The 18,847-nt window shown below is 70.5% G+C and carries 18 protein-coding genes; 9 read left to right on the forward strand and 9 right to left on the reverse strand.

Annotated features, from left to right (window positions below):
• The first annotated feature begins 39 nt into the window (after positions 1-39).
• The 3 genes from crtY to AC1DMQ_RS20935 are packed head-to-tail and all read left to right on the forward strand — an operon-like array spanning position 40 to position 3,664.
• Positions 40-1,227: a lycopene beta-cyclase CrtY gene (gene crtY / locus AC1DMQ_RS20925; protein ID WP_477035480.1), complete on the forward strand. Its 1,188-nt coding sequence runs from the start codon at positions 40-42 to the stop codon at positions 1,225-1,227.
• Entirely contained in the window at positions 1,224-2,738 is a 1,515-nt protein-coding gene (locus AC1DMQ_RS20930) for a phytoene desaturase (RefSeq protein WP_477035481.1), read from the forward strand. Before crtY ends, AC1DMQ_RS20930 begins: the two co-directional genes overlap by 4 nt.
• On the forward strand, positions 2,735-3,664 hold the full coding sequence (locus AC1DMQ_RS20935) for a phytoene/squalene synthase family protein (RefSeq protein ID WP_477035482.1): 930 nt from the start codon (positions 2,735-2,737) through the stop codon (positions 3,662-3,664). The genes AC1DMQ_RS20930 and AC1DMQ_RS20935 overlap by 4 nt, the downstream gene beginning before the upstream one ends.
• Positions 3,665-3,794: 130 nt before the next feature.
• Here AC1DMQ_RS20935 and AC1DMQ_RS20940 read toward each other — a convergent pair whose 3' ends face one another.
• The 5 genes from AC1DMQ_RS20940 to AC1DMQ_RS20960 form a co-directional block, all read right to left on the reverse strand.
• Positions 3,795-4,268, reverse strand: coding sequence for a sterol desaturase family protein (locus AC1DMQ_RS20940; protein WP_477035483.1), 474 nt, complete (start codon positions 4,266-4,268; stop codon positions 3,795-3,797).
• 11 nt (positions 4,269-4,279) lie between these two features.
• Entirely contained in the window at positions 4,280-5,479 is a 1,200-nt protein-coding gene (locus AC1DMQ_RS20945) for an ABC transporter permease (protein WP_477035541.1), read from the reverse strand.
• Positions 5,479-6,450 carry an ABC transporter ATP-binding protein gene (locus AC1DMQ_RS20950; protein ID WP_477035484.1) on the reverse strand — a complete coding sequence of 324 codons (972 nt, stop codon included), beginning with the start codon at positions 6,448-6,450 and terminating at the stop codon, positions 5,479-5,481. Before AC1DMQ_RS20950 ends, AC1DMQ_RS20945 begins: the two co-directional genes overlap by 1 nt.
• Positions 6,447-7,340 (reverse strand): polyprenyl synthetase family protein, encoded by an 894-nt coding sequence (locus AC1DMQ_RS20955; RefSeq protein WP_477035485.1) that lies wholly within the window; start codon positions 7,338-7,340, stop codon positions 6,447-6,449. The genes AC1DMQ_RS20950 and AC1DMQ_RS20955 overlap by 4 nt, the downstream gene beginning before the upstream one ends.
• A gap of 118 nt (positions 7,341-7,458) precedes the next feature.
• Entirely contained in the window at positions 7,459-7,971 is a 513-nt protein-coding gene (locus tag AC1DMQ_RS20960) for a hypothetical protein (protein WP_477035486.1), read from the reverse strand.
• 149 nt (positions 7,972-8,120) lie between these two features.
• Between AC1DMQ_RS20960 and AC1DMQ_RS20965 the strand changes: the two genes are divergently transcribed.
• The 4 genes from AC1DMQ_RS20965 to AC1DMQ_RS20980 all read left to right on the forward strand — a co-directional run bounded on the left by AC1DMQ_RS20965 (position 8,121) and on the right by AC1DMQ_RS20980 (position 12,502).
• Positions 8,121-8,960, forward strand: a complete 840-nt coding sequence (locus AC1DMQ_RS20965) for an RsiV family protein (RefSeq protein WP_477035487.1) — start codon at positions 8,121-8,123, stop codon at positions 8,958-8,960.
• A 97-nt stretch (positions 8,961-9,057) separates the two neighbouring features.
• Positions 9,058-10,398, forward strand: coding sequence for a hypothetical protein (locus tag AC1DMQ_RS20970; protein WP_477035488.1), 1,341 nt, complete (start codon positions 9,058-9,060; stop codon positions 10,396-10,398).
• A 7-nt stretch (positions 10,399-10,405) separates the two neighbouring features.
• The gene (locus AC1DMQ_RS20975; RefSeq protein ID WP_477035489.1) at positions 10,406-11,965 is read left to right on the forward strand and encodes a hypothetical protein; all 1,560 of its coding nucleotides are present in this window, start codon (positions 10,406-10,408) and stop codon (positions 11,963-11,965) included.
• A gap of 39 nt (positions 11,966-12,004) precedes the next feature.
• A complete protein-coding gene (locus AC1DMQ_RS20980) occupies positions 12,005-12,502 on the forward strand; it encodes a DUF2199 domain-containing protein (protein WP_477035490.1) in 498 nt (165 codons plus the stop codon).
• A 6-nt stretch (positions 12,503-12,508) separates the two neighbouring features.
• Here the strand turns inward: AC1DMQ_RS20980 and AC1DMQ_RS20985 are convergent, their stop codons facing one another.
• On the reverse strand, positions 12,509-14,041 hold the full coding sequence (locus AC1DMQ_RS20985) for an acyl-CoA carboxylase subunit beta (protein ID WP_477035491.1): 1,533 nt from the start codon (positions 14,039-14,041) through the stop codon (positions 12,509-12,511).
• 148 nt (positions 14,042-14,189) lie between these two features.
• Complete coding sequence (locus tag AC1DMQ_RS20990; protein WP_477035492.1) at positions 14,190-14,915, reverse strand: ATP12 family chaperone protein; 726 nt, start codon at positions 14,913-14,915, stop codon at positions 14,190-14,192.
• Between the two features lie 107 nt (positions 14,916-15,022).
• Between AC1DMQ_RS20990 and AC1DMQ_RS20995 the strand changes: the two genes are divergently transcribed.
• Together AC1DMQ_RS20995 and AC1DMQ_RS21000 are read left to right on the forward strand one after the other, a co-directional pair.
• Positions 15,023-16,405 (forward strand): DUF1800 domain-containing protein, encoded by a 1,383-nt coding sequence (locus tag AC1DMQ_RS20995; RefSeq protein WP_477035493.1) that lies wholly within the window; start codon positions 15,023-15,025, stop codon positions 16,403-16,405.
• Positions 16,402-17,748, forward strand: coding sequence for a DUF1501 domain-containing protein (locus tag AC1DMQ_RS21000; protein WP_477035494.1), 1,347 nt, complete (start codon positions 16,402-16,404; stop codon positions 17,746-17,748). Before AC1DMQ_RS20995 ends, AC1DMQ_RS21000 begins: the two co-directional genes overlap by 4 nt.
• 2 nt (positions 17,749-17,750) lie before the next feature.
• Here the strand turns inward: AC1DMQ_RS21000 and AC1DMQ_RS21005 are convergent, their stop codons facing one another.
• Both AC1DMQ_RS21005 and AC1DMQ_RS21010 read right to left on the reverse strand, forming a co-directional pair.
• Positions 17,751-18,296: a DUF4199 domain-containing protein gene (locus tag AC1DMQ_RS21005; protein WP_477035495.1), complete on the reverse strand. Its 546-nt coding sequence runs from the start codon at positions 18,294-18,296 to the stop codon at positions 17,751-17,753.
• 116 nt (positions 18,297-18,412) lie between these two features.
• Positions 18,413-18,826 carry a helix-turn-helix transcriptional regulator gene (locus AC1DMQ_RS21010; protein ID WP_477035496.1) on the reverse strand — a complete coding sequence of 138 codons (414 nt, stop codon included), beginning with the start codon at positions 18,824-18,826 and terminating at the stop codon, positions 18,413-18,415.
• Between the last annotated feature and the right edge of the window lie 21 nt (positions 18,827-18,847).

An 18,847-nucleotide genomic window follows, 5' to 3' on the forward strand; every position in this document is an offset into this window, starting at 1 on the left:
GTCGCTTGAGCGTCGCCCAATCATGCTAGAGCCGAAGCAATGGCATCCGCGTCCCCGACCCAGCGCGCCGACGTCGTCCTGGTGGGCGGCGGCCTGGCCAACGGCCTGATCGCCCTGCGGCTGAAGAGCCTGCGGCCCCGCCTGCGCGTGATCCTGCTGGAGCAAGGCCCGACCATCGGCGGCGAACACACCTGGTGCCACTTCGCCACCGACGTCGACGCGGTCGAGGCCGGCTGGCTGCGACCGCTGATCGTCCATCGCTGGTCGGGCTACGAGGTCCGCTTTCCGGGACACAGCCGCCAGCTGTCGACCGACTACCTGGCCATCACCTCCGAGCGCCTGCACAAGCTGCTGAGCGCCATCCTCGGCCCGGACGCCTGGCTGGGCGCCACGGTGTCCGACGTCAATCCGCACCAGGTGACCCTGGCCGACGGCCGGACCATCGCGGCGGGGGCGGTGATCGACGGTCGCGGCGCCCGCAAGAGCCGCAGCCTGGCCCTCGGCTACCAGAAGTTCGTCGGCCAGGGCGTGCGCCTGACCGCCCCCCACGGCCTGACCCGACCGATCATCATGGACGCCACGGTCTCGCAGGAGGACGGCTACCGCTTCGTCTACGTCCTGCCGCTGGACGCCACGCGGCTGCTGATCGAGGACACCCGCTACAGCGACGGCCCGGCCCTGGACCGCCCCGCCCTGCGCGGCGCGATCGCCGCCTACGCCAAGGCCCAGGGCTGGACCATCGCCAAGGTCGAGCGCGAGGAGGAAGGCGTCCTGCCCATCGCCCTGGGCGGCGACATCGACGCCTACTGGCGCGAGGCGCGGCCGCACATCGCCGAGGTGGGCCTGCGCGCGGCTCTGTTCCAGCCGACCACCGGCTACTCCCTGCCCGACGCCGCGCGCCTGGCCGAGGCGGTGGCCGCCCTGCCCCGCATCACCAGCGCCAGCGTCCGCGCCTGCGTCGAGGCCCAGTCCAAGACCGTGTGGCGGAAGCGGCGCTTCCTGCGGCTGCTGAACCGCATGCTGTTCCGCGCCTGCGCGCCCGGGGATCGCTACAAGGTGCTGGAGCGATTCTACCGCTTGTCGCCGGGCCTGATCCAACGCTTCTACGCCGCGCGCCTGACCAAGTGGGACAAGGCCCGGATCCTGATCGGCAAGCCGCCCGTGCCGATCCCGGCGGCCATCAAGTGCATCGGCGAAAGCTCGGTGTTTGGAGGACAAGACGCATGACGACTTCGAAGCCGCTGACCAAGCCCAAGGCCGCCGTGATCGGCGCGGGATTTGGCGGACTGGCCCTGGCCGTCCGCCTGCAGTCCTCGGGCTTCGACGTCACCGTCTTCGAGGGGCGCGAGAAGCCCGGCGGCCGGGCCTATGTCTGGCACGACGAGGGCTTCACCTTCGACGCTGGGCCGACGGTGATCACCGATCCGGACTGCCTGAAGGCGCTGTTCGCGCTCTCGGGCCGCAAGATCGAGGACTATGTCGAGCTGCTGCCGGTCGATCCGTTCTACCGCCTGGTCTGGGAGGACGGCGACGTCTTCGACTACGCCAACGACCAGGAGAAGCTCGACGCCCAGATCGCCGCCCGCAATCCGGCCGACGTCGAGGGCTATCGCCGCTTCCACGCCTATTCCGAGGAGCTGTACCAGAAGGGCTATGTCGAGCTGGGCGCGGTGCCGTTCCTCGACTTCGGCAGCATGATCGCCAGCGCCCCGGCCCTGATGAAGCTGCAGGCCTGGCGCAGCGTCTATGACAAGGTCGCCGGCTTCGTGAAGGACGAGCACGTGCGCCAGGCGCTGTCGTTCCACAGCCTGCTGGTCGGCGGCAGCCCGTTCGCCACCTCGTCGATCTACGCCCTGATCCACGCCCTGGAGCGGCGCGGCGGCGTCTGGTTCCCGCGCGGCGGCACCCACGCCCTGATCCGGGCGCTGGTGAAGCTGTTCGAGGACCTGGGCGGCACGCTGCATCTGGCCGCGCCGATCCAGAAGATCACCACCAAGGCCGGTCGCGTCACCGGCGTCGTCCGCGCCGACGGCCAGTTCGAGGCCTTCGACACGGTCGCCTCCAACGCCGACGTCATGCACACCTATCGCCACCTGCTGGCGGACGATCCCAGGGGCAAGAAGGTCGGCAAGGCGCTGGAGGCCAAGCGCTGGAGCCCGTCGCTGTTCGTGGTCTATTTCGGGCTGAAGACGACGCACCCCGAGATCCGCCACCACACCATCTGCTTCGGCAACCGCTATCGCGAGCTGATCGGCGAAATCTACGGCAAGGACGGCCTGGCCGACGACTTCTCGCTGTACCTGCACCACCCCACCGCCAGCGACCCGGCCATGGCGCCGGAGGGCTGCTCGGCCTTCTACGCCCTGTCGCCGGTGCCCAACCTGAAGACGGCCAACATCGACTGGTCGGTCGAGGGGCCCAAGTACCGCGACAAGATCCTGGCCTACCTGGAAAAGCACTACATCCCGGGCCTGACGGCCGACATGGTCACCTGCCGCTTCATCACGCCGGACGACTTCGTGAGCGACCTCAACGCCTGGAAGGGCGCGGCCTTCTCGCTGGAGCCGATCCTGACCCAGAGCGCCTTCTTCCGCACCCACAACCGCGACGACGTGATCCCCAACCTCTATTTCGTCGGGGCCGGGACGCACCCGGGCGCGGGCATTCCGGGCGTGGTCGGCTCGGCCAAGGCGACGGCCGGGCTGATGATCGACGACTACGTTCCGGCGGACGCATGAGCGACCTGGAGGCGCAGAGCCGCGAGGCGATCCAGAAGGGCAGCAAGAGCTTCGCCGCCGCCGCCGCCCTGTTCGACGCCCAGACCCGGGCCGACGCCGAGATGCTGTACGCCTGGTGCCGCCACTGCGACGACGTGATCGACGGCCAGACCCTGGGTCACGGCATGAGCCCGGTGGCCGACGCCCCGGCCCGGCTCGAGGCGCTCTACGCCCAGACCCGCGCGGCCATGGCGGGCCAGACGCCGACCGACCCGGTGTTCGCCGCCTTCCAGACCGTGGCTCTGCGCCGGGGCATCCCCGAGCGTTATGCCCTGGACATGATCGACGGCTTTGCCATGGACGTGGCCGGTCGGCGCTACAGGACGCTCGACGAGTTGCTGGAGTACTGCTGGGGCGTGGCGGGCGTCGTGGGCACGATGATGGCCCTGGTCATGGGCGTGAAGCCGGACGCCCTGCCCACCCTGCGCCGCGCCCAGGATCTGGGCCTGGCCTTCCAGCTGACCAACATCGCCCGCGACATCGTCGAGGACGCGCGGAACGATCGGGTGTACGTGCCCGGCGACTGGCTGGCGGAGCTGGGCGTGCCGCAGGACGCCGTCGCCGATCCGGCCCACCGGCCCGCCGTGGCGATCCTCGCGAAGAGACTGGTCGACGCCGCCGAGCCCTACTACGCCTCGGCCCGCTGGGGCCTTCGCGACCTGCCGTTGCGCTGCGCCTGGGCGATCGGCGCGGCGCGCGGGGTCTATCGGCAGATCGGCCTGGACGTGGTGAAGGCCGGCGTTTCCGCGTGGGACGAACGGGTCGTCGTCAGTGGACGGATGAAGGTCTGGCGAGCCCTGGAAGGCGGCGTGATCGCGCTGAGGTCGGCGACGCTGGACCGCTCGGGTCCGGCGCCGGAGCGGCCGACGATGTGGTCTCGGATATAGGGCGGCATCGCACTTGCCCCCTACGGGTCGCTTCGCGACGGTCTTCCCCCGTAGGGGGAAGAGGAGCGCCCTCCGCCCCCTCGCCGCGACAGACCGCGAAGCGGTCAGGTGGGGCAAGTGCGTGAGCCGCCTAGGCGTCCAACCCTCGTTCCCTAAGCTTCGCCTTCAGCTCCCGTATCGGCCGGGCCAGCAGGAAGCCGAACGACACGCAGCCGTCCTTGGTGTGCACCGCGTGGTGGATCCGGTGCGCCTGGATCAATTGCTTCCAGTAGCGCGACCGGCCCAGCGGAACCTTGAACCGCTGGTGCACCATGCCGTCGTGGAACACGAAATAGATCGCGCCATAAGCCGTGACGCCCAGGCCGATCGGCAGCAGCCAGGGCACGCCGTGCACCCCGAAATAGATCGCCACGATGGCCGGCGCGGCGAACACCACCGCGAACAGGTCGTTCAGCTCGAACCGGCCGGTGCGCGGCTCGTGATGCGAGCGATGCCAGACCCATCCCCAGCCGTGCATCACATAGCGATGCATGACCCAGGCGAAGCCTTCCATGAAGGCCAGGGCCGCCAGGAACAGGGCCAGGTGAAGACCGAGGGTCGCCATCGTCTTTCCGACTACCGCCTAAGCCGGCGCGCCAAAGTATGCGCGACCACCAGGCCGAACAGCCCGACGACGGTCAGCACGCACCAGGCCTTATACACCCCGCCGATCCCGGCGTCGCGCCAGAGGATCGCCTGGTAGGCGTCGATGGTCCAGGCGTGCGGCGTGAACCACCCAGCCGCCTGCAGCCAAGGCGGCATCAGGAAGCGCGGCACCATGCTGCCGCCGATGGCCGCCAGGACCAGGATGACGAAGGTCGACAGCATCTGGGCCTGCTCGCGCGTGCGGCACAGCGAGACCAGCCCCAGCGCCACGCCGGCCGCGCAGGCCGACGCCGCCAGGGTGGTCGGCAGCCACAGCATCGCGTGCTGGACCACCGCCACGCCGTAGACGACCTGGGCGGTGGCGAAGATCAGCAGGGCCTGGACCGCCCCCTGCCCGACCAGGAACAGGAACTTGCCGCTGACCACCGGGCCCATGCCCGCCGTGCCGGCCAGCAGGCGATCGGCCACGCCCGAGCTCTGCTCGTCCATCAGGCCCAGCGCGCCCTGCATGGCCGAGAACAGGGCGAACAGGATCATCACCGCTCCGGCGTAGTAGGCGATCACCCCGCCGCCGACCTTGGCGTCCTTGACCGCCTCGCGCTCGAAGAAGCCGCCGTCGTCGTGGGTCTTGGTCTCGCGCATCAGGGCCGCGGCGCTGTCGGCGTTCTCGATCTGCTCGTCGGTGAAGCCGCCCAGGGCGGGCTCCAGCTGGGTCACCGTGCGGCGCAGGGTGACGTCCGGCAGCGCATTGGCCAGCACCTGCTGCACCCGGGCCTGGGCCAGGGGCGCGGCGACGGCGCGGCTGGGGTCGGCGACGATCAGGAACGGTTTGTCGGCCGAGGCCGGATCGGCCCGGATCACCAGGCCGGCGTCGGCCTGTCCCGTCTTGACCCGCCGCCGCACCTCTTCGGCCGTCGGCGTCATCTCGGCGCGGACCTCGGGCGAGCGAACCAGCGCCGCCGCCAGCCGGCCGGAGTCCGCCGTGCGGGCCGTGTCGGCCACCGCCAACTTCAACTGGATGTCGTCGCCCGTCGTCCCGGCGAACACCGACGAGAAGATTAGGAACACCAGCGGCGGCAGCAGGAACGTCATCAGCAAGGCGCCGCGATCGCGCCAAAGGTCCAGCGCCATCACCCGCACCATGGCGGCGATCTTCCACAGGGGCTGCATCACGCCGCCAGCTTCCGGTCGGCCACCAGGGTGAACAGAATGGCCAGGGACGGTTCGCGCACCCGGATCTCGCGCGGCGTCAGCCCCGCCTCGCGCAGCCGCTTGTCCAGCCTTCCCGCCGCCGCGTAGCCGTCGGTGTCCAGCCGCGTCCAGACCGTCGAGCGCCCCGTGCGCTCCAGGCCCTCGGCGAGCAGGGCGCTTTCGCCGGCGGCGGCGAGCGCCTCGGCCAAGTGGACCTGGACCTCCATCCGCTCGCCGAACGCCTCGGCGATCAGGGCCTGGGGCGCGCCTTCCAGCACCATCTGGCCGTCGCGCAGGAAGCCGACGCGGTCGGCCAGGGCGTCGGCCTGGTCGAGATCGTGGGTCGTCATCAGCACCGCCACGCCCAGGTCGCGCAGGCCCCGGATAACCGCGTCCACGGCCTCGCGGGCGTCCAGATCCACCCCGACGGTCGGCTCGTCCAGGATCAGCAGGCTGGGCTCGTGGACGATGGCCGCGGCGATGTTGGCCCGGCGCTTGTAGCCGCCCGACAGATGCTTGATCGGCACATCGGCTCGGTCGGCCGTGCGGGTCAGTTCCAGGGCGCGCCGGACGGCGGCCGCCAGGCCGGCGCGCGGCACGTCGGCCAGGGCGGCGAAGGTCTGGATGTTCTCGGCCACCGTCAGGTTCGGATAGAGGGCGATCTCCTGGGGAACCAGGCCCAGGCCGGACCGCGCCCCCGCCACGCGGGTGGGGTCCAGCCCCTTGACCAGGACCTCGCCCTGGTCAGGCCGGATGCGGCCGCAGATGGCGCGGATCAGGGTGGTCTTGCCCGCCCCGTTGGGGCCCAGCAGCGCATAGATCTCGCCGGGACGCAGCACCAGGTCGACGCCGCGCAACGCGGGCTTGCCGCCATAGGCGTGGACGGCGCCGCTCACGGTCAGGGCGGGCGCGGCGACGATGGGGTCCGACGAAACGGGCTCGACGGTCACGCCGCCGCCTTGCGCCGGGCGAACAGGTCGCCGACGTAGCGGCCCAGCAGGCCGCCGCAGCCCACCCGTGCCAGGGCGCTGGACGCCTTGGCCAGGTGCTCCTCCATGACCTCGCGGGCCCCGGTCGGGCCCAGGGTGGAGACCACCGTGGCCATGGCCGCGTCCTTGCCGACGTCCTTGCCGGCCGCCTCGGCCGAGCCCTGGACGTCGATCAGGTCGTCACGGATCTGGAAGGCCAGGCCGATGTGACGGGCGAAGACACCCATCGCCTCGACCGCCGCCTCGGGGGCGCCGGCGACCATCGCCCCGCCCTGGGCGGCGGCGACGATCAGCACCCCGGTCTTCTCGTGATTGAGGCGGTCCAGCGCGGCCGGGTCCCGCAGTTGGTCGCGGTCGAACAGGTCGCGGGCCTGGCCGGCGATCAGGCCCGAGAAGCCCACGGCCTGGGCCGCGCGGCCGGCCAGCTCGGCGCGCAGCGGGGCCGGCAGCCCGGCGTCGGCGGCGATCACCGCATAGGCCTGGTTCAGCAGCCCGACCCCGGCCAGGATCGCCGTGGCCTCGTCGAAGGCGCGGTGGATGGTCGGTAGACCGCGTCGCAAGCCCGCGTCGTCCATCGCCGGCAGGTCGTCCAGGATCAGCGAGGCGGCGTGGATCATCTCGAACGCGCAGCCCACGTCCAGCGCCGCCCCCTCGGGCGCGCCGAACTCCGCGGCGGCCAGCAAGGTCACCATCGGGCGGAAGCGTTTTCCGGGAGCCAGCAGCGAATAGCGAACCGCCTCGACCAGCCGGTCGGGCGCCGAGCCCAACGGCGGGGCCAGTTCGGCCAGCCGCCGATCCACCCCGGCGCGCAGGGTCTCGATTCTCTGGAAAAAGGCGGCGTGGTCGTCCATCTCGTGGGTCGCGACCGTACTTCCACCCCGACGCGGGCGAGCGCATTTGAACGGCGCCCCCCGGGGGCGTCAACCGAAAGGTCCTCGTCCGGACGCCCCGGGGGCGGACAGGCGCCGGTCAGCCCCGGCAGAAGCCGAAGAAGCGCTTGATGTCGGCCCGCTCGGCCGCCGTGCGGGCGTCCTGCGGATAGGCCTTGTCCTCGACCTGGCTGATCAGGCCGGTCTTCTCGAAGGCGGCCAGGACGGCGTCGGCCAACGGGATCTTGCCGACCGCGTCCAGGCCGTCGGCGATCTCGGACGGCGTCAGCTGGGCGGCGTAGCGGCCCTGGGCCTTGCCGGACTGGAACCGCACCGTTCCGGCCCCGGGCTTGCCCTTGATCAGGCTCGTGTGGAAGCCCACGGCGGGCGCCTTGCGGCGGCACGAGAAGATGACGCCCACCACGTCGCTGTCGGGTAGGCCGTAGGCCAGGCGCTTCTCGTTCTCGGGCGTGCCGAAATAGTTCCACTTCAGGCCGTCCGGGGCCGGCGCGGCCTTCTGGGACGTCAGCGACGCGGGCGGCGCGGTCGTCGAACAGGCGCCCAGCACCACCGCGCTCGCCGCCAGCAGCAGCCACAATCCCTGATGCTTCATCGCCCGTCCCCGTTCAGCCCGCCTCCGATCTAGCCGCGTTCGAGGCAAATGGCGACCAGGCGAAGCCCGGAAACCGCCCCATGGACGGGTCTGACGACACAAGGCAGGGTGGAGCCAGCTGGCGGGGGCGGCGTTCAGGAGTGATGTCCATGAAACCCTTCCCCATCGCCGCTCTCGGCCTGGTCGTCGCCCTGGCCGCCTGCGACCGCAAGCCCGCCCCGCCGCCGGTCGAGACCCCCGCCGCGTCGACGGCGCCGGTCGCCGCCGCCCCGGCCCCGATGGCGCGCCCCCTGGCCTTCGACCAGACCGACACCGCGGCCAAGGTCGCCCTGCGCCTGCCCGCCGAGATCGCCAACTATCCCGCCCTGCACACCCTGCTCTACGACCGCGAGGTGGCGGGCCTGCGGACTTTCGCCGCCAAGGCCGCGGCGGATCACAAGGCCTCGACCGGCCAGTTCCCCTGGCGACCCTACAATCGCCAGGGCCAGTGGTTCCTGGCCGCCGACGCCGCGCCCCTGGTGTCCTTGCGCGCCCTGTGGTTCGAGGACACCGGCGGCGCCCACCCCAACCACGGCGGCGCGTCCCTGCTGTGGGACACGGCGGCCAACCGCGAAATCCAGCCCAAGGCGCTGTTCCGGGAGGGCGCCGAGATGACCGTGCTGGACAAGGCGATCTGCAACGCGGTCGCCCAGGCCAAGACCCACCGCGAGGGCGCCACGCCGCTCAACGACATGTTCTCGTGTCCCAAGTGGAGCCAGACCGTCCTGGTCCTCGCCCCCTCGGCCATCCCGGGCAAGATCGGCGGACTGACGGCGCTGATCGATCCCTATGTGGTCGGTCCCTATTCCGAGGGCGACTACGAGGTCACCGTCCCCGCCGCCGCGTTCCAGGGCCTGCTGGCTCCGGCCTATGCCGGCGCGTTCGGCGGCGCGCCGAAGTCGCCGGGAAATCCGGACGGCACGCTCAGCGTGACGATGGACGTGAAGTAGCGCCCAGCGGTTCATCCCCAGCTCAGATCCGACTCAAGGTTGCACTTGTCACAGACCAGTGCAATCTGAGCCCGTTTCTTTGGGGGGAATACGATCCATGCGTAAGTTTTATCTCGCCGTGGCCATGGCCGCGGCGGCGACGCCGGTCTGCGCGACCGACCTGGCCAAGTCCTCGGACGGCTACACCTATTTCAACAAGCCCGGCGCCCAGGTCGCCGTCCACGACGCCGACGTCCGCGACTGCAAGGTCAAGGCCGGCCGCCTGCACCAGCCCGACACCAGCGCCCCCGTCTACGCGCCCGGCCTGGCCGGCGCCATCGGGGTGGCGATCGCCAAGGCCATCGCCCAGGCCGTCGCCGACGCCAAGGCCCGGCCGGTGAACGTCGAGAACTGCATGGTCGTGAAGGGGTGGCGCGTCGTGGCGCTGGATCCTCTGACCGGCGAGGCCGCCAGCAAGCTGGAAACCGCCGCCAAGGTCGCCCGGATGACGCCGCTGATCGGCGCCGCCGAGCCCGAAGGCACGATCGTGCGGGTGTTCGCCAACGACGCCGCCAGCAACCAGACCGCCGGCATGTTCTCGCCCGCCCGCAACACCATCAAGTCGGCGCTGAGCGTCGAGGCCATGGGCGATCCGCCCGAAAGCGACAAGCCGACCAAGGAAAAGGCCGCGCCGGCTCCCAAGCTGGCCAAGAGCGCCCGTCCGCCCGCGCCCCTCAAGGCCGAGCAGCTGGGCGAGATCCCGGCCGACTCGGCGCTGATCGTCGTCAACGTCCAGGGCACGGGCGCCTTCTCGGTCACCTTCCAGCGCCAGGGCCCCGACGCCAAGACCCCGGCCTGGGCCGACGGCCGTCCGGGCAGCTTCCTGGCCGCCCAGCCGGTCAAGGCCACCGCCACCGCCGGCGGCGCCCAGGGCACGACCCTGGTGTTCGCCGTGCCGCCCGGCCGTTGGAAGATCGCCCACATGAGCGCCGGCCTGTTCACGGTCAGCCTGTGCCTGGGCGCGCCCTCGTTCGAGGTCGCGGCCGGCGACGTGGTCTATGCCGGTTCGTTCGACCCGGCCTCGGCGACCAACAACATCGGCCCGGAAATGACCCTGGAGCCCTACCGTGCCGTCTTCCCGGCCCTGTCGGGCCTGGGCGACAAGATGCGGCCGGCGTCCTACGTCAACGGCTCCACCGGCCAGTGCCAGGGCGCCTACATGTACGCGCTGGAAACCACCGGCGGGCAGTTCGCCGAGGGTTACGTCCACGGCTCCAAGGCCCAGCCCGCCCAAATGGCTCCGACGACTTCGGCCTCGGCCGCCGCGGCTCCGGCGCCTCAAGCCGCCACCCCGGCCGCGACGCCGGCCGCTCCCCCCGCCCCGGCGACCAGCCCGACGCCGACGTCCGCCCCGGCCGCCACCGCCCCGGCGGCGGCTTCGGCTCCGGCCGCGTCCTAGGTCGATCATGGCCTGGATCCTTGACCGGCGATCGTCCTGGGCGATCGCCGGTCTGGTGTCGCTGACCAGCGCGGGGGGCGCGGTCGCCGGCACCTACTACCAGCCGCTGATCTACGGGGCGCCGCCCGCCGTCTATTCGTACGGCGCGGCGGGCGAGAACGCGCGGATGCCGATGTCCCTGACCGACACGGCGCCCGTCGCCGTGGAGGGCGAGGTCTCCAAGGACGGGGTGATCGCCCAGCACGTCCTGCGCGTCGATCAGGCCCGCGTCTTGACCAGTCTGGTCCAGGGCCGCTTCCGCTCGATCCCGGCCGGCACGGCCCTGGCCCGCGTCGAGGTCGCCGGACCGGCCAATCTGGTCGTCTGGTGCGACCTGCGGGCCAACACCACCTGGAACCGCCGCGGCTCGTTCGAGTGCCTGACCGACACCAAGGGCGCCGGCGTGTTCGACCAGGGCTGGGCCGGGATGTCGGACTACTATTTCGCGGCCGCCGGCTTCAACGTCGTCAACTCGCCGCGCACCCTGGTCAACAAGGCGACCTGGCGCGAAGCCAAGCCTGACGAACGCCCCACCCTGCTGCTGGGCTACAAGTGGTGCGACGGTGACGGGACCGCCAAGCCCGCGCGCTTCGCCCGGGCCCTGCAGGCCGGCGGCGACAATCGCTGGTTCGTGGCGGGCTCCTACTGCGCGGGCGGAGCCAGCGCGCCGCTCGGCGGCGGGGCCTTCGACCTGGGTCCGCTGAAGGTCACGACCTCGGCCGGCGCCGCGCCTGGCGCGCTGCGCTACAAGGTCGAAGGCCGACTGCCGCCCACGCCCCTGCTCCAGCCGGTGCTCTCGGGCCTGGCCGACCTGTCCGCCCCGCCGGAGCCCAAGGTCAACCGCGCCCTCGCCCCGCCCGCGGCCGAGCTGTCGCTGAAGCCGCTGGTCTCGGCCGGCGCCGCGCCGGCGGTCGTCGGCGGCGACATCGCCAAGGGCCAGCCGTTCTTCACGGTCGGCGTGCGGCACGGCGTCACCGGCGTGCTCAAGCAGGAGGTGCGCGGCAAGGGCTGGTTCTTCGACAAGGCCCTGCCGGCCGGCCAGCCGGTCTACGGCGTGCCGATGGCCGGAGCCGGCGCGACGGGCCTGGTCTGGTGCGCCCCGCGCCAGGACGACAAGCCCAAGGGCAAGTCGCCCACCCGCTGGGCCGCCGCCTGCCTGCCGCAGAACGCCGCCCAGGCCAATTGGGTCGAGGCTCAGACGGCGATGATGAGCGTCAACCTGTCGTGGTTCTACGGCAGCCGCACGACCAACGCCCTGGACGTCGAGCGCGGCCCGATCGACCTGCCGCCGATGACCCTCAGCTACGTCTTCGCCGGCTGGAGCGAGCAAGGCTCGCTGATGCTGGAGGTCCGCCTGGACTGGGGCGAAGGCCCGCAACTGCTGCGCGCCCTGCGCGTCGCGCCGGGCGCCGACGGCGTGGTGAGCGTGAAGACCATGGACGGGGTGATCAGCGTCAAGCGCGTGGGCGACGCCGCCCAGGCGCAGACGCTCAAGCCTCTGCTGGCCCAGGCGGACGTCGTCTACTAGACAGCGATAGCTCTATGCCGCTCAGGATTCCCAGCCGCAATGTCGTATGTCTGCAGCCAGTGCGGCGCCGCTCACGAGAACCTCCCTGTCTGGGCCTGTCGCGCGCCTGACCTGTGGGCAGCCGCCAGCGAGAAGGAACGCGATGAGGACTTTCGCCTGAGCGGTGATTTCTGCAGCTTTCGCGACGAGCACTATTTCGTCCGCTGCGTGCTGCAGATTCCCGTCGTCGACTCCGACACTGAAGTCTTCGAGTTCGGGGTCTGGAGCACCCTGAGCGCCGAGAGTTTCCGGCGCTATTTCGACACGTTCGACGACACGGACCAATCGAAGCTCGGCGCGATGTTCGGATGGTTCGCGAACCGGCTCGACGGCTATCCTGACACCCTGAGCCTGGCTTGCGACGTGCTGCCTCAGGACAACGGCCAGCGCCCGTTGATCCGGTTTCACGACACTGACCACCCTCTCGCCGTTCAACAGCGAGAAGGGGTCACGCTGCGGGTGGCCACCGATTACCTGCACGCGCGAGGGGCGCTCTAGGCGGCCCTACAGCGGGATGTTGTCGTGCTTCTTCCAGGGGTTCGACAACTCCTTGCCCTTCAGGCTCTTCAGCGCCCTGACGATGCGCTTGCGGGTGCCATGGGGCATGATGACGTCGTCGATATAGCCGCGCGAGGCCGCCACGAACGGGTTGGCGAAGCGGTCCTTGTACTCGGCTTCGCGGGCGGCCAGGGCCTGCGGGTCCTTGGCCTCCTGGCGGAAGATGATCTCGACCGCGCCCTTGGCGCCCATGACCGCGATCTCGGCTGTGGGCCAGGCATAGTTGAAGTCGCCACGCAGGTGCTTGGAGCTCATCACGTCATAGGCCCCGCCATAGGCCTTGCGGGTGATCAGGGTGATCTTCGGCACGGTGGCCTCTGCGTAGGCGAACAGCAGCTTGGCGCCGTGCTTGATCAGGCCGCCGTACTCCTGCTTGGTGCCCGGCATGAAGCCCGGGACGTCGACCAGAGTGATGATCGGGATGTTGAAGGCGTCGCAGAACCGCACGAAGCGGGCGGCCTTGCGGCTGCTGTCGATGTCCAGGACGCCGGCCAGAACCTGGGGCTGGTTGGCGACGATGCCCACGCTCTCGCCGTCCATGCGGGCAAAGCCGCAGACGATGTTCTTGGCCCACTCGCTTGAGATCTCGAAGAAATCCGCCTCGTCGACGATCTTCAGGATCAGTTCCTTCATGTCGTACGGCTTGCCCGGATCGCTGGGGATCAGGCTGTCGAGGCTGGGCTCGGCGCGGTAGGCCTCGTCGAAGCTTTCGCGTTCCGGCGCGGTCTCGCGGTTGGACGAGGGCAGGAAGTCGATCAGGCGGCGCACCTGCGTCAGGGCTTCCAGGTCGTTCTCGAACGCGCCCTCGGCCACGCCGGACTTGCTGGCGTGGACCCGGGCCCCGCCCAGCTCCTCGGCGGTGACCACCTCGTTGGTGACGGTCTTCACCACGTCCGGACCGGTCACGAACATGTAGCTCGTGTCCTTCACCATGAAGATGAAGTCGGTCATGGCCGGCGAATAGACGTCGCCGCCGGCGCAGGGGCCCATGATCACGCTGATCTGCGGCACGACGCCCGAGGCCATGACGTTCTCGAGGAAGATGTCGGCGTATCCGGCCAGGCTGTCGACGCCTTCCTGGATGCGCGCCCCGCCCGCGTCGAACAGGCCGATGATCGGCGCGCCGACCTTCATGGCCTGGCGCTGGACCTTGACGATCTTGGCCGCGTGGGCGCCCGACAGGCTGCCGCCGAACACCGTGAAGTCCTTGGAGAAGACGTAGACGACCTTGCCGTTGATCGTGCCCCAGCCGGTGACCACGCCGTCGCCGGAGATCTTCTGGTCGGCCATGCCGAACTCGGTGCCGCGATGCTCGACGAACATGTCGAACTCTTCGAAGCTGTCTTCGTCGAGCAACAGGTCAATCCGCTCGCGCGCGGTCAGCTTGCCCTTGGCGTGCTGGGCGGCCACCCGCTTCTCGCCGCCGCCGGCCCGGGCTTGCTCGCGACGACGATCGAGTTCCTCGAGAATATGCTGCACGCGGACGCTCCCCTGCTCTCTCACCTGGGCGGTTTTCCCACCTTATGAGCCGAGCCGTAATGGCGCGAGCTTTCCGTGGCAAGCCGTACCCTGCGGCAGTGCAGCAACGAGCGGCGTTCGGCTAAGTGCTTGAACGTTCTGAAGGGGCTTAGCGGCGCAACGCCGCGAACCAGCGCTCCAGAACCTGGGCCTCGATCGCCAGGGCCTCGGCGCGGGCGACCGCTTCGGCGTCCTGCCCCCAGGTCTCGGCCTGGAAGATCTCCTCCAGCCGCGACAGGTCCAGCGCCTTGCGGCCGGTGACCTTGCCCGCGCGCAACGCCAGGCCCAGGACGGTCGAGCCGAACAGGCCCGCCGCGTAGGCGACGCCGGCCAGGGTGAAGTCGTCCATGGTCAAGGCCAGGGCCTCGACCGAGGCCAGGGCGGCCGGCGATTGCGGCGTGTGGATCACGCCGGCGGCGGGCTTCAGGTGCAGGTCCAGCTCGGCCTTGGCCCAGTCCAGCATGCCGCCCCAGTCGCGCTTCTGGCGTTCGACCAGCGGCGTGGGATGGTCGGCCCAGTAGCAGAGGAGGTCCGAACCGGCGTAGGCCGCGACCTCGGCGGCCACCTCAGCCCGGGTTTCGCGGATGCGGTCGATGGCGGTGAAGGCCAGGCGGGTGGCGGGCATGGCCGTTGTATCGATGAGATCGACCTGGGCGTCCCACTCGGCCGCGACCAATTGGGCCAGGACCAGGGTCGGCAGGACCAGGGGCGACTTGGCCGGCGACTTGGGCGTGCGGCCGTCCAGCAGCACGGCGAAGCCGCCCTCCACCGGAGCCGCCGTGGCGGCCTTGTAGAAGCGGCGGGGACGTTGCAGCAGATCGGGCTTGTCGACCAAGGCGGAACTTCTTTTCAGTTCAGACATCAAAACATCGGTTTCAGGCCGTTGAATGATCAAACAACGCGCCCAAGGCAAGAGACGGCGACGCAAGGGAGAGCAACCGCGTGAGCCTACCCTCCAACGACATGATGGCGGCCATCGCCGCAACCCGTTTCGGCCTGGGCGCCCGTCCCGGCGAGATCGATGCGGCGAAGAGCGACCCGCGCGGCTTCCTGACGGCGCAGATCCGTCCAGAGGGCGCCGACCAGCCGCAAGGCGGCGAAGGCTCGGCCCAGCGCCTGGCCGAGGTCAGCGCCTACCAGATGGAGAAGCGCGACGCGAAAGCCATGGGCGACCCCAAGGCGCCGCCGGTTCGCGACCTTCAGAAGGAGTTGCGCGAGCAGGCCGGCGACGACTTCCTGGCCCGGGCCCGACTGGGCGCCAACACCGACGCGGCGTTCCGCGAGCGCTGGGCGCTGTTCTGGGCCAACCACTTCACCGTCTCGTCCACCAACCTGGCCGTGACCTCGGTGGCGGGGCCGTTCGAGCAGGAAGCGATCCGCCCGCACGTGTTCGGCCGCTTCGAGGACCTGCTGGTGGCCTCGTCCACCCATCCCGCCATGCTGCTGTATCTGGACCAGGCCCAGTCCGTGGGCCCGAACAGCCGGGCTTCCCAGTACCAGCGCAAGAACGCCAAGAAGGCCGGCGGGCTGAACGAGAACCTGGCCCGCGAGATCATGGAGCTGCACACGGTCGGGGTAGACGCCGGCTACAGCCAGGCCGACGTCACCGAGTTCGCCCGGGCCATGACCGGCTTCAGCGTCGGCCGGCCGCAGGACCCCACCCCGCACCAGTTCCTGTTCCGCGACAACGCCCATGAGCCGGGCGCGCGGACCGTGATGGGCAGGCATTATCCGGAGCAAGGCCAGGCCCAGGCCCTGGCGGTGATGCGCGACCTGGCCGCCAGCCCGCACACCGCCCGCCACGTCTCGACCAAGCTGGCCGCTCATTTCGTCAGCGACGAGCCGCCGCCAGCGCTCGTGGCCAGGCTGCAGAAGACCTATCTGGACAGCGGCGGACGGCTGGACGAGATGGCCCGCGCCCTGATCGCCGCGCCGGAGGCCTGGGACCCCGCCCCCGCCAAGTTCAAGACGCCCTACGAGTTCGCGATCTCGACCTGGCGAGCCGTGGGCGCCGAACCGTCGGGGATCGGCAAGCTGGCGCCGGTGCTGACGGGCCTGGGCCAGAAGCCGTTCTCGCCCCCCTCCCCCAAAGGCTGGGCCGACGAGGCCCAGACCTGGTGCGCGCCCGACGCCCTGATCAAGCGCCTGAGGTTCAGCGAGGGCTTCGCCGCCGTCGCCGCCGACCGCCTCGACCCCAACACCTTCGCCCAGTCCGCCCTCGGGGCGCGCCTGACCCCGCCGGTCGCCAAGGCCGTGGCCCGGGCCGAGACCCGCCGCGAGGCCATGGCCCTGTTGTTGATGAGTCCGGAGTTCCAACGCCGATGAACGCTCAAGTTTCCCGCCGCTCGCTCCTGCTGCAGGCCGCCGGCCTGGGCGTCTCGGTCAGCTTCCTGGGCGGCTCGGCCTTCGCCGCCGCCGACGGGGCGATGGCGAGGCGCAAGATGGTGGTGGTCATCTGCCGGGGCGGCATGGACGGCCTGACCGTCAGCCCGCCGGTCGGCGATCCCGACTACGCGGCCCTGCGCGGCGCGGTGGCCGTGTCGCCGGACCAGGCGCTGAAGCTGGACGGAACCTTCGGCCTGCACCCGGCCCTGGAGTCGGTGCACGCCCTGGCGCTGAAGGGCCAGGCCCGCATCGCGCCGGCCATCGCCAGTCCCGACCGCGCCCGCTCGCACTTCGAGGCCCAGGACGTGCTGGAGACCGGCGCCGCCGAGGTCTACGGCGTCAACACCGGTTGGCTGAACCGCACGCTCGAGGCGATGGGACCGTCGAAAATCGAGGGCCTGTCGGTGGGCGCCACCGCTCCGCTGATCCTGCGCGGCAAGGTCCAGGCCGCCAGCTGGTCGCCGGGCAAGGGCGTCGACGAGACCGCCCGCCTGCCCACCCTGCTGCAGGATCTCTACAAGGCCGACCCGATGATGGGCCGGGCCTTCGCGCGCGGCCTGGAGACCGAGGCCATGGCCCAGCAGGCGATGACCGCGCTCAACCCCGCTCCCGTCCCCGTCTCGACGGACGCGACGGCGATGGCGCCCCAAACGGCCGGCAAGGCGATGTGGCAGAACGCCGTGAACACCTCGGCCGCGACGCCGCAGGTCATGGCGCCGCCGGCCATGGGATCGGCGCCCACCCAGAACGCCCAGGCCATCGCCGGCCAGCGTCAAGCGCGGGAAGCCGCCCGCAAGCTGGGTTCGACCCTTGCCGGCTTCATGGTCCAGGAGGGCGGACCGCGCATCGCCGCCATCTCGCTGGACGGCTGGGACACCCACGCCGGCCAGGTCGGCCAGCTTAACACCCGCCTGTCCTACCTGGACGCGGTGCTCGACGGGCTGAACACAGGTCTGGGCGAGGAGTGGAGCAACACCGTGGTGGTGGCGGCCACCGAGTTTGGCCGCACCGCCCGGGTCAACGGCACCGGCGGCACGGACCACGGCACCGGCTCGACCGCCCTGGTGCTGGGCGGCGGCCTGAAGAAGGGCGGGATCATCGGCGACTGGCCCACCCTGAAGCAGGAGGCCCTGTTCGAGAACCGCGACGTGCGCCCCACCCTCGATATGCGCGGCCTGTTCAAGGGCGTGCTGGCCGAACACATGGGCGTCGACCGCGCGGCCCTGGAGAGCAAGGTGTTCCCAGACAGCGCGGACGCCAAGGCGGTGACCGGACTGGTCTGAGGCTAGGACGCCGACCGAGGCGGACGCGCCGGCAGGAACCGCGGATTACGCAGCAAGGCCGCGCTGACCAGGGCGACCAGCAGGCCGACGGGGAAGATTTCGGCGAAGGTCATCGGCATGCGCACCAGCGGATTGGCGTATTGCCGGCGCATGGTCTCCAGCTCGGCGGCCACCTTGTCGTAGGCCGCTCCGCTGAGGCCCGCGGCGCGCTTGGCCTCCAGGGTGGCGGCGATGTACCGATCCATGAACGTGTAGTGGGTGGCGGCCATATAGACCTCCCAGACCAGGACGTAGGCCAGCGACGCCGCCAGGGCGATTCCCAGGCCCATCAGGAAGGCCTGATGGAACTTGATCACGCCGCCCAGGGCGCGGTCGCGATGCCGCTTGACCCCCACCAGGATCGCGGACAGGCCGATCAGCATGATCAGATAGCCCAGCCACACATTGGAATGGGGCGGGCTGCCGTTGGCGGCCAGGATCGTGCCGATGATGCCGGCGATGACGACCAGTCCCGAGACCAGGCCGTAGGTCAGAATGATGCGCATCATGGCGCTGCTCCTCCACGCGTTCGATGAGGCCAGCATGGTGCGCGAACCGTCTCCAGCGATATCACCCAAAAGGGTGATTTCGTCGGCGCCGCCCGTCCGGGAGGGAATCTGGCCGGTCACGGAATGAGGTGCAGGTCCCTCGCCTTGCCCACCGCCTGGGTGCGGCGAGCGACCTCGAGCTTGGCGAACAGGTTGGCCACGTGGCTCTTCACCGTGTTGGGCGACAGGCCCAGGGTCCGGGCGATCTCCTTGTTCGACCGTCCCGCCGCGAGCTGCTCCAGCACCTTCATCTCCTGGCCCGTCAGCCCCAGCGCCTTTCGGGCGGCGAGATTGGGCTCGAAAGGTCCGGCCTGGCCGCGCGAAACCAGTCTCGTTCCCAGCCACACGCCCCCCAGGGCGAAAGCCGTGGCGATGCAGGCGACATAGAGGTCGCGCGAGAAGACGCGCACCAGGTACTGGTATTGCAGCCACTCCAGCACGAAGGCGCCGACGGCCAGGACGAGCGCCCATAGGACGATGGTGCGGATCATGACCGCAAGGTGCGCGATCTC

This window comes from Caulobacter sp. 05L422, assembly GCF_056397765.1.

Excerpts from the sequence above, each read along its gene's own strand:
- crtY (WP_477035480.1), top strand. The coding sequence starts at position 40 with ATGGCATCCGCGTCCCCGACCCAGCGCGCCGACGTCGTCCTGGTGGGC.
- AC1DMQ_RS20930 (WP_477035481.1), top strand. The coding sequence starts at position 1,224 with ATGACGACTTCGAAGCCGCTGACCAAGCCCAAGGCCGCCGTGATCGGC.
- AC1DMQ_RS20935 (WP_477035482.1), top strand. The coding sequence starts at position 2,735 with ATGAGCGACCTGGAGGCGCAGAGCCGCGAGGCGATCCAGAAGGGCAGC.
- AC1DMQ_RS20940 (WP_477035483.1), bottom strand. The coding sequence starts at position 4,268 with ATGGCGACCCTCGGTCTTCACCTGGCCCTGTTCCTGGCGGCCCTGGCC.
- AC1DMQ_RS20945 (WP_477035541.1), bottom strand. The coding sequence starts at position 5,479 with ATGCAGCCCCTGTGGAAGATCGCCGCCATGGTGCGGGTGATGGCGCTG.
- AC1DMQ_RS20955 (WP_477035485.1), bottom strand. The coding sequence starts at position 7,340 with ATGGACGACCACGCCGCCTTTTTCCAGAGAATCGAGACCCTGCGCGCC.
- AC1DMQ_RS20960 (WP_477035486.1), bottom strand. The coding sequence starts at position 7,971 with ATGAAGCATCAGGGATTGTGGCTGCTGCTGGCGGCGAGCGCGGTGGTG.
- AC1DMQ_RS20965 (WP_477035487.1), top strand. The coding sequence starts at position 8,121 with ATGAAACCCTTCCCCATCGCCGCTCTCGGCCTGGTCGTCGCCCTGGCC.
- AC1DMQ_RS20970 (WP_477035488.1), top strand. The coding sequence starts at position 9,058 with ATGCGTAAGTTTTATCTCGCCGTGGCCATGGCCGCGGCGGCGACGCCG.
- AC1DMQ_RS20975 (WP_477035489.1), top strand. The coding sequence starts at position 10,406 with ATGGCCTGGATCCTTGACCGGCGATCGTCCTGGGCGATCGCCGGTCTG.
- AC1DMQ_RS20980 (WP_477035490.1), top strand. The coding sequence starts at position 12,005 with ATGTCGTATGTCTGCAGCCAGTGCGGCGCCGCTCACGAGAACCTCCCT.
- AC1DMQ_RS21000 (WP_477035494.1), top strand. The coding sequence starts at position 16,402 with ATGAACGCTCAAGTTTCCCGCCGCTCGCTCCTGCTGCAGGCCGCCGGC.
- AC1DMQ_RS21005 (WP_477035495.1), bottom strand. The coding sequence starts at position 18,296 with ATGATGCGCATCATTCTGACCTACGGCCTGGTCTCGGGACTGGTCGTC.
- AC1DMQ_RS21010 (WP_477035496.1), bottom strand. The coding sequence starts at position 18,826 with ATGATCCGCACCATCGTCCTATGGGCGCTCGTCCTGGCCGTCGGCGCC.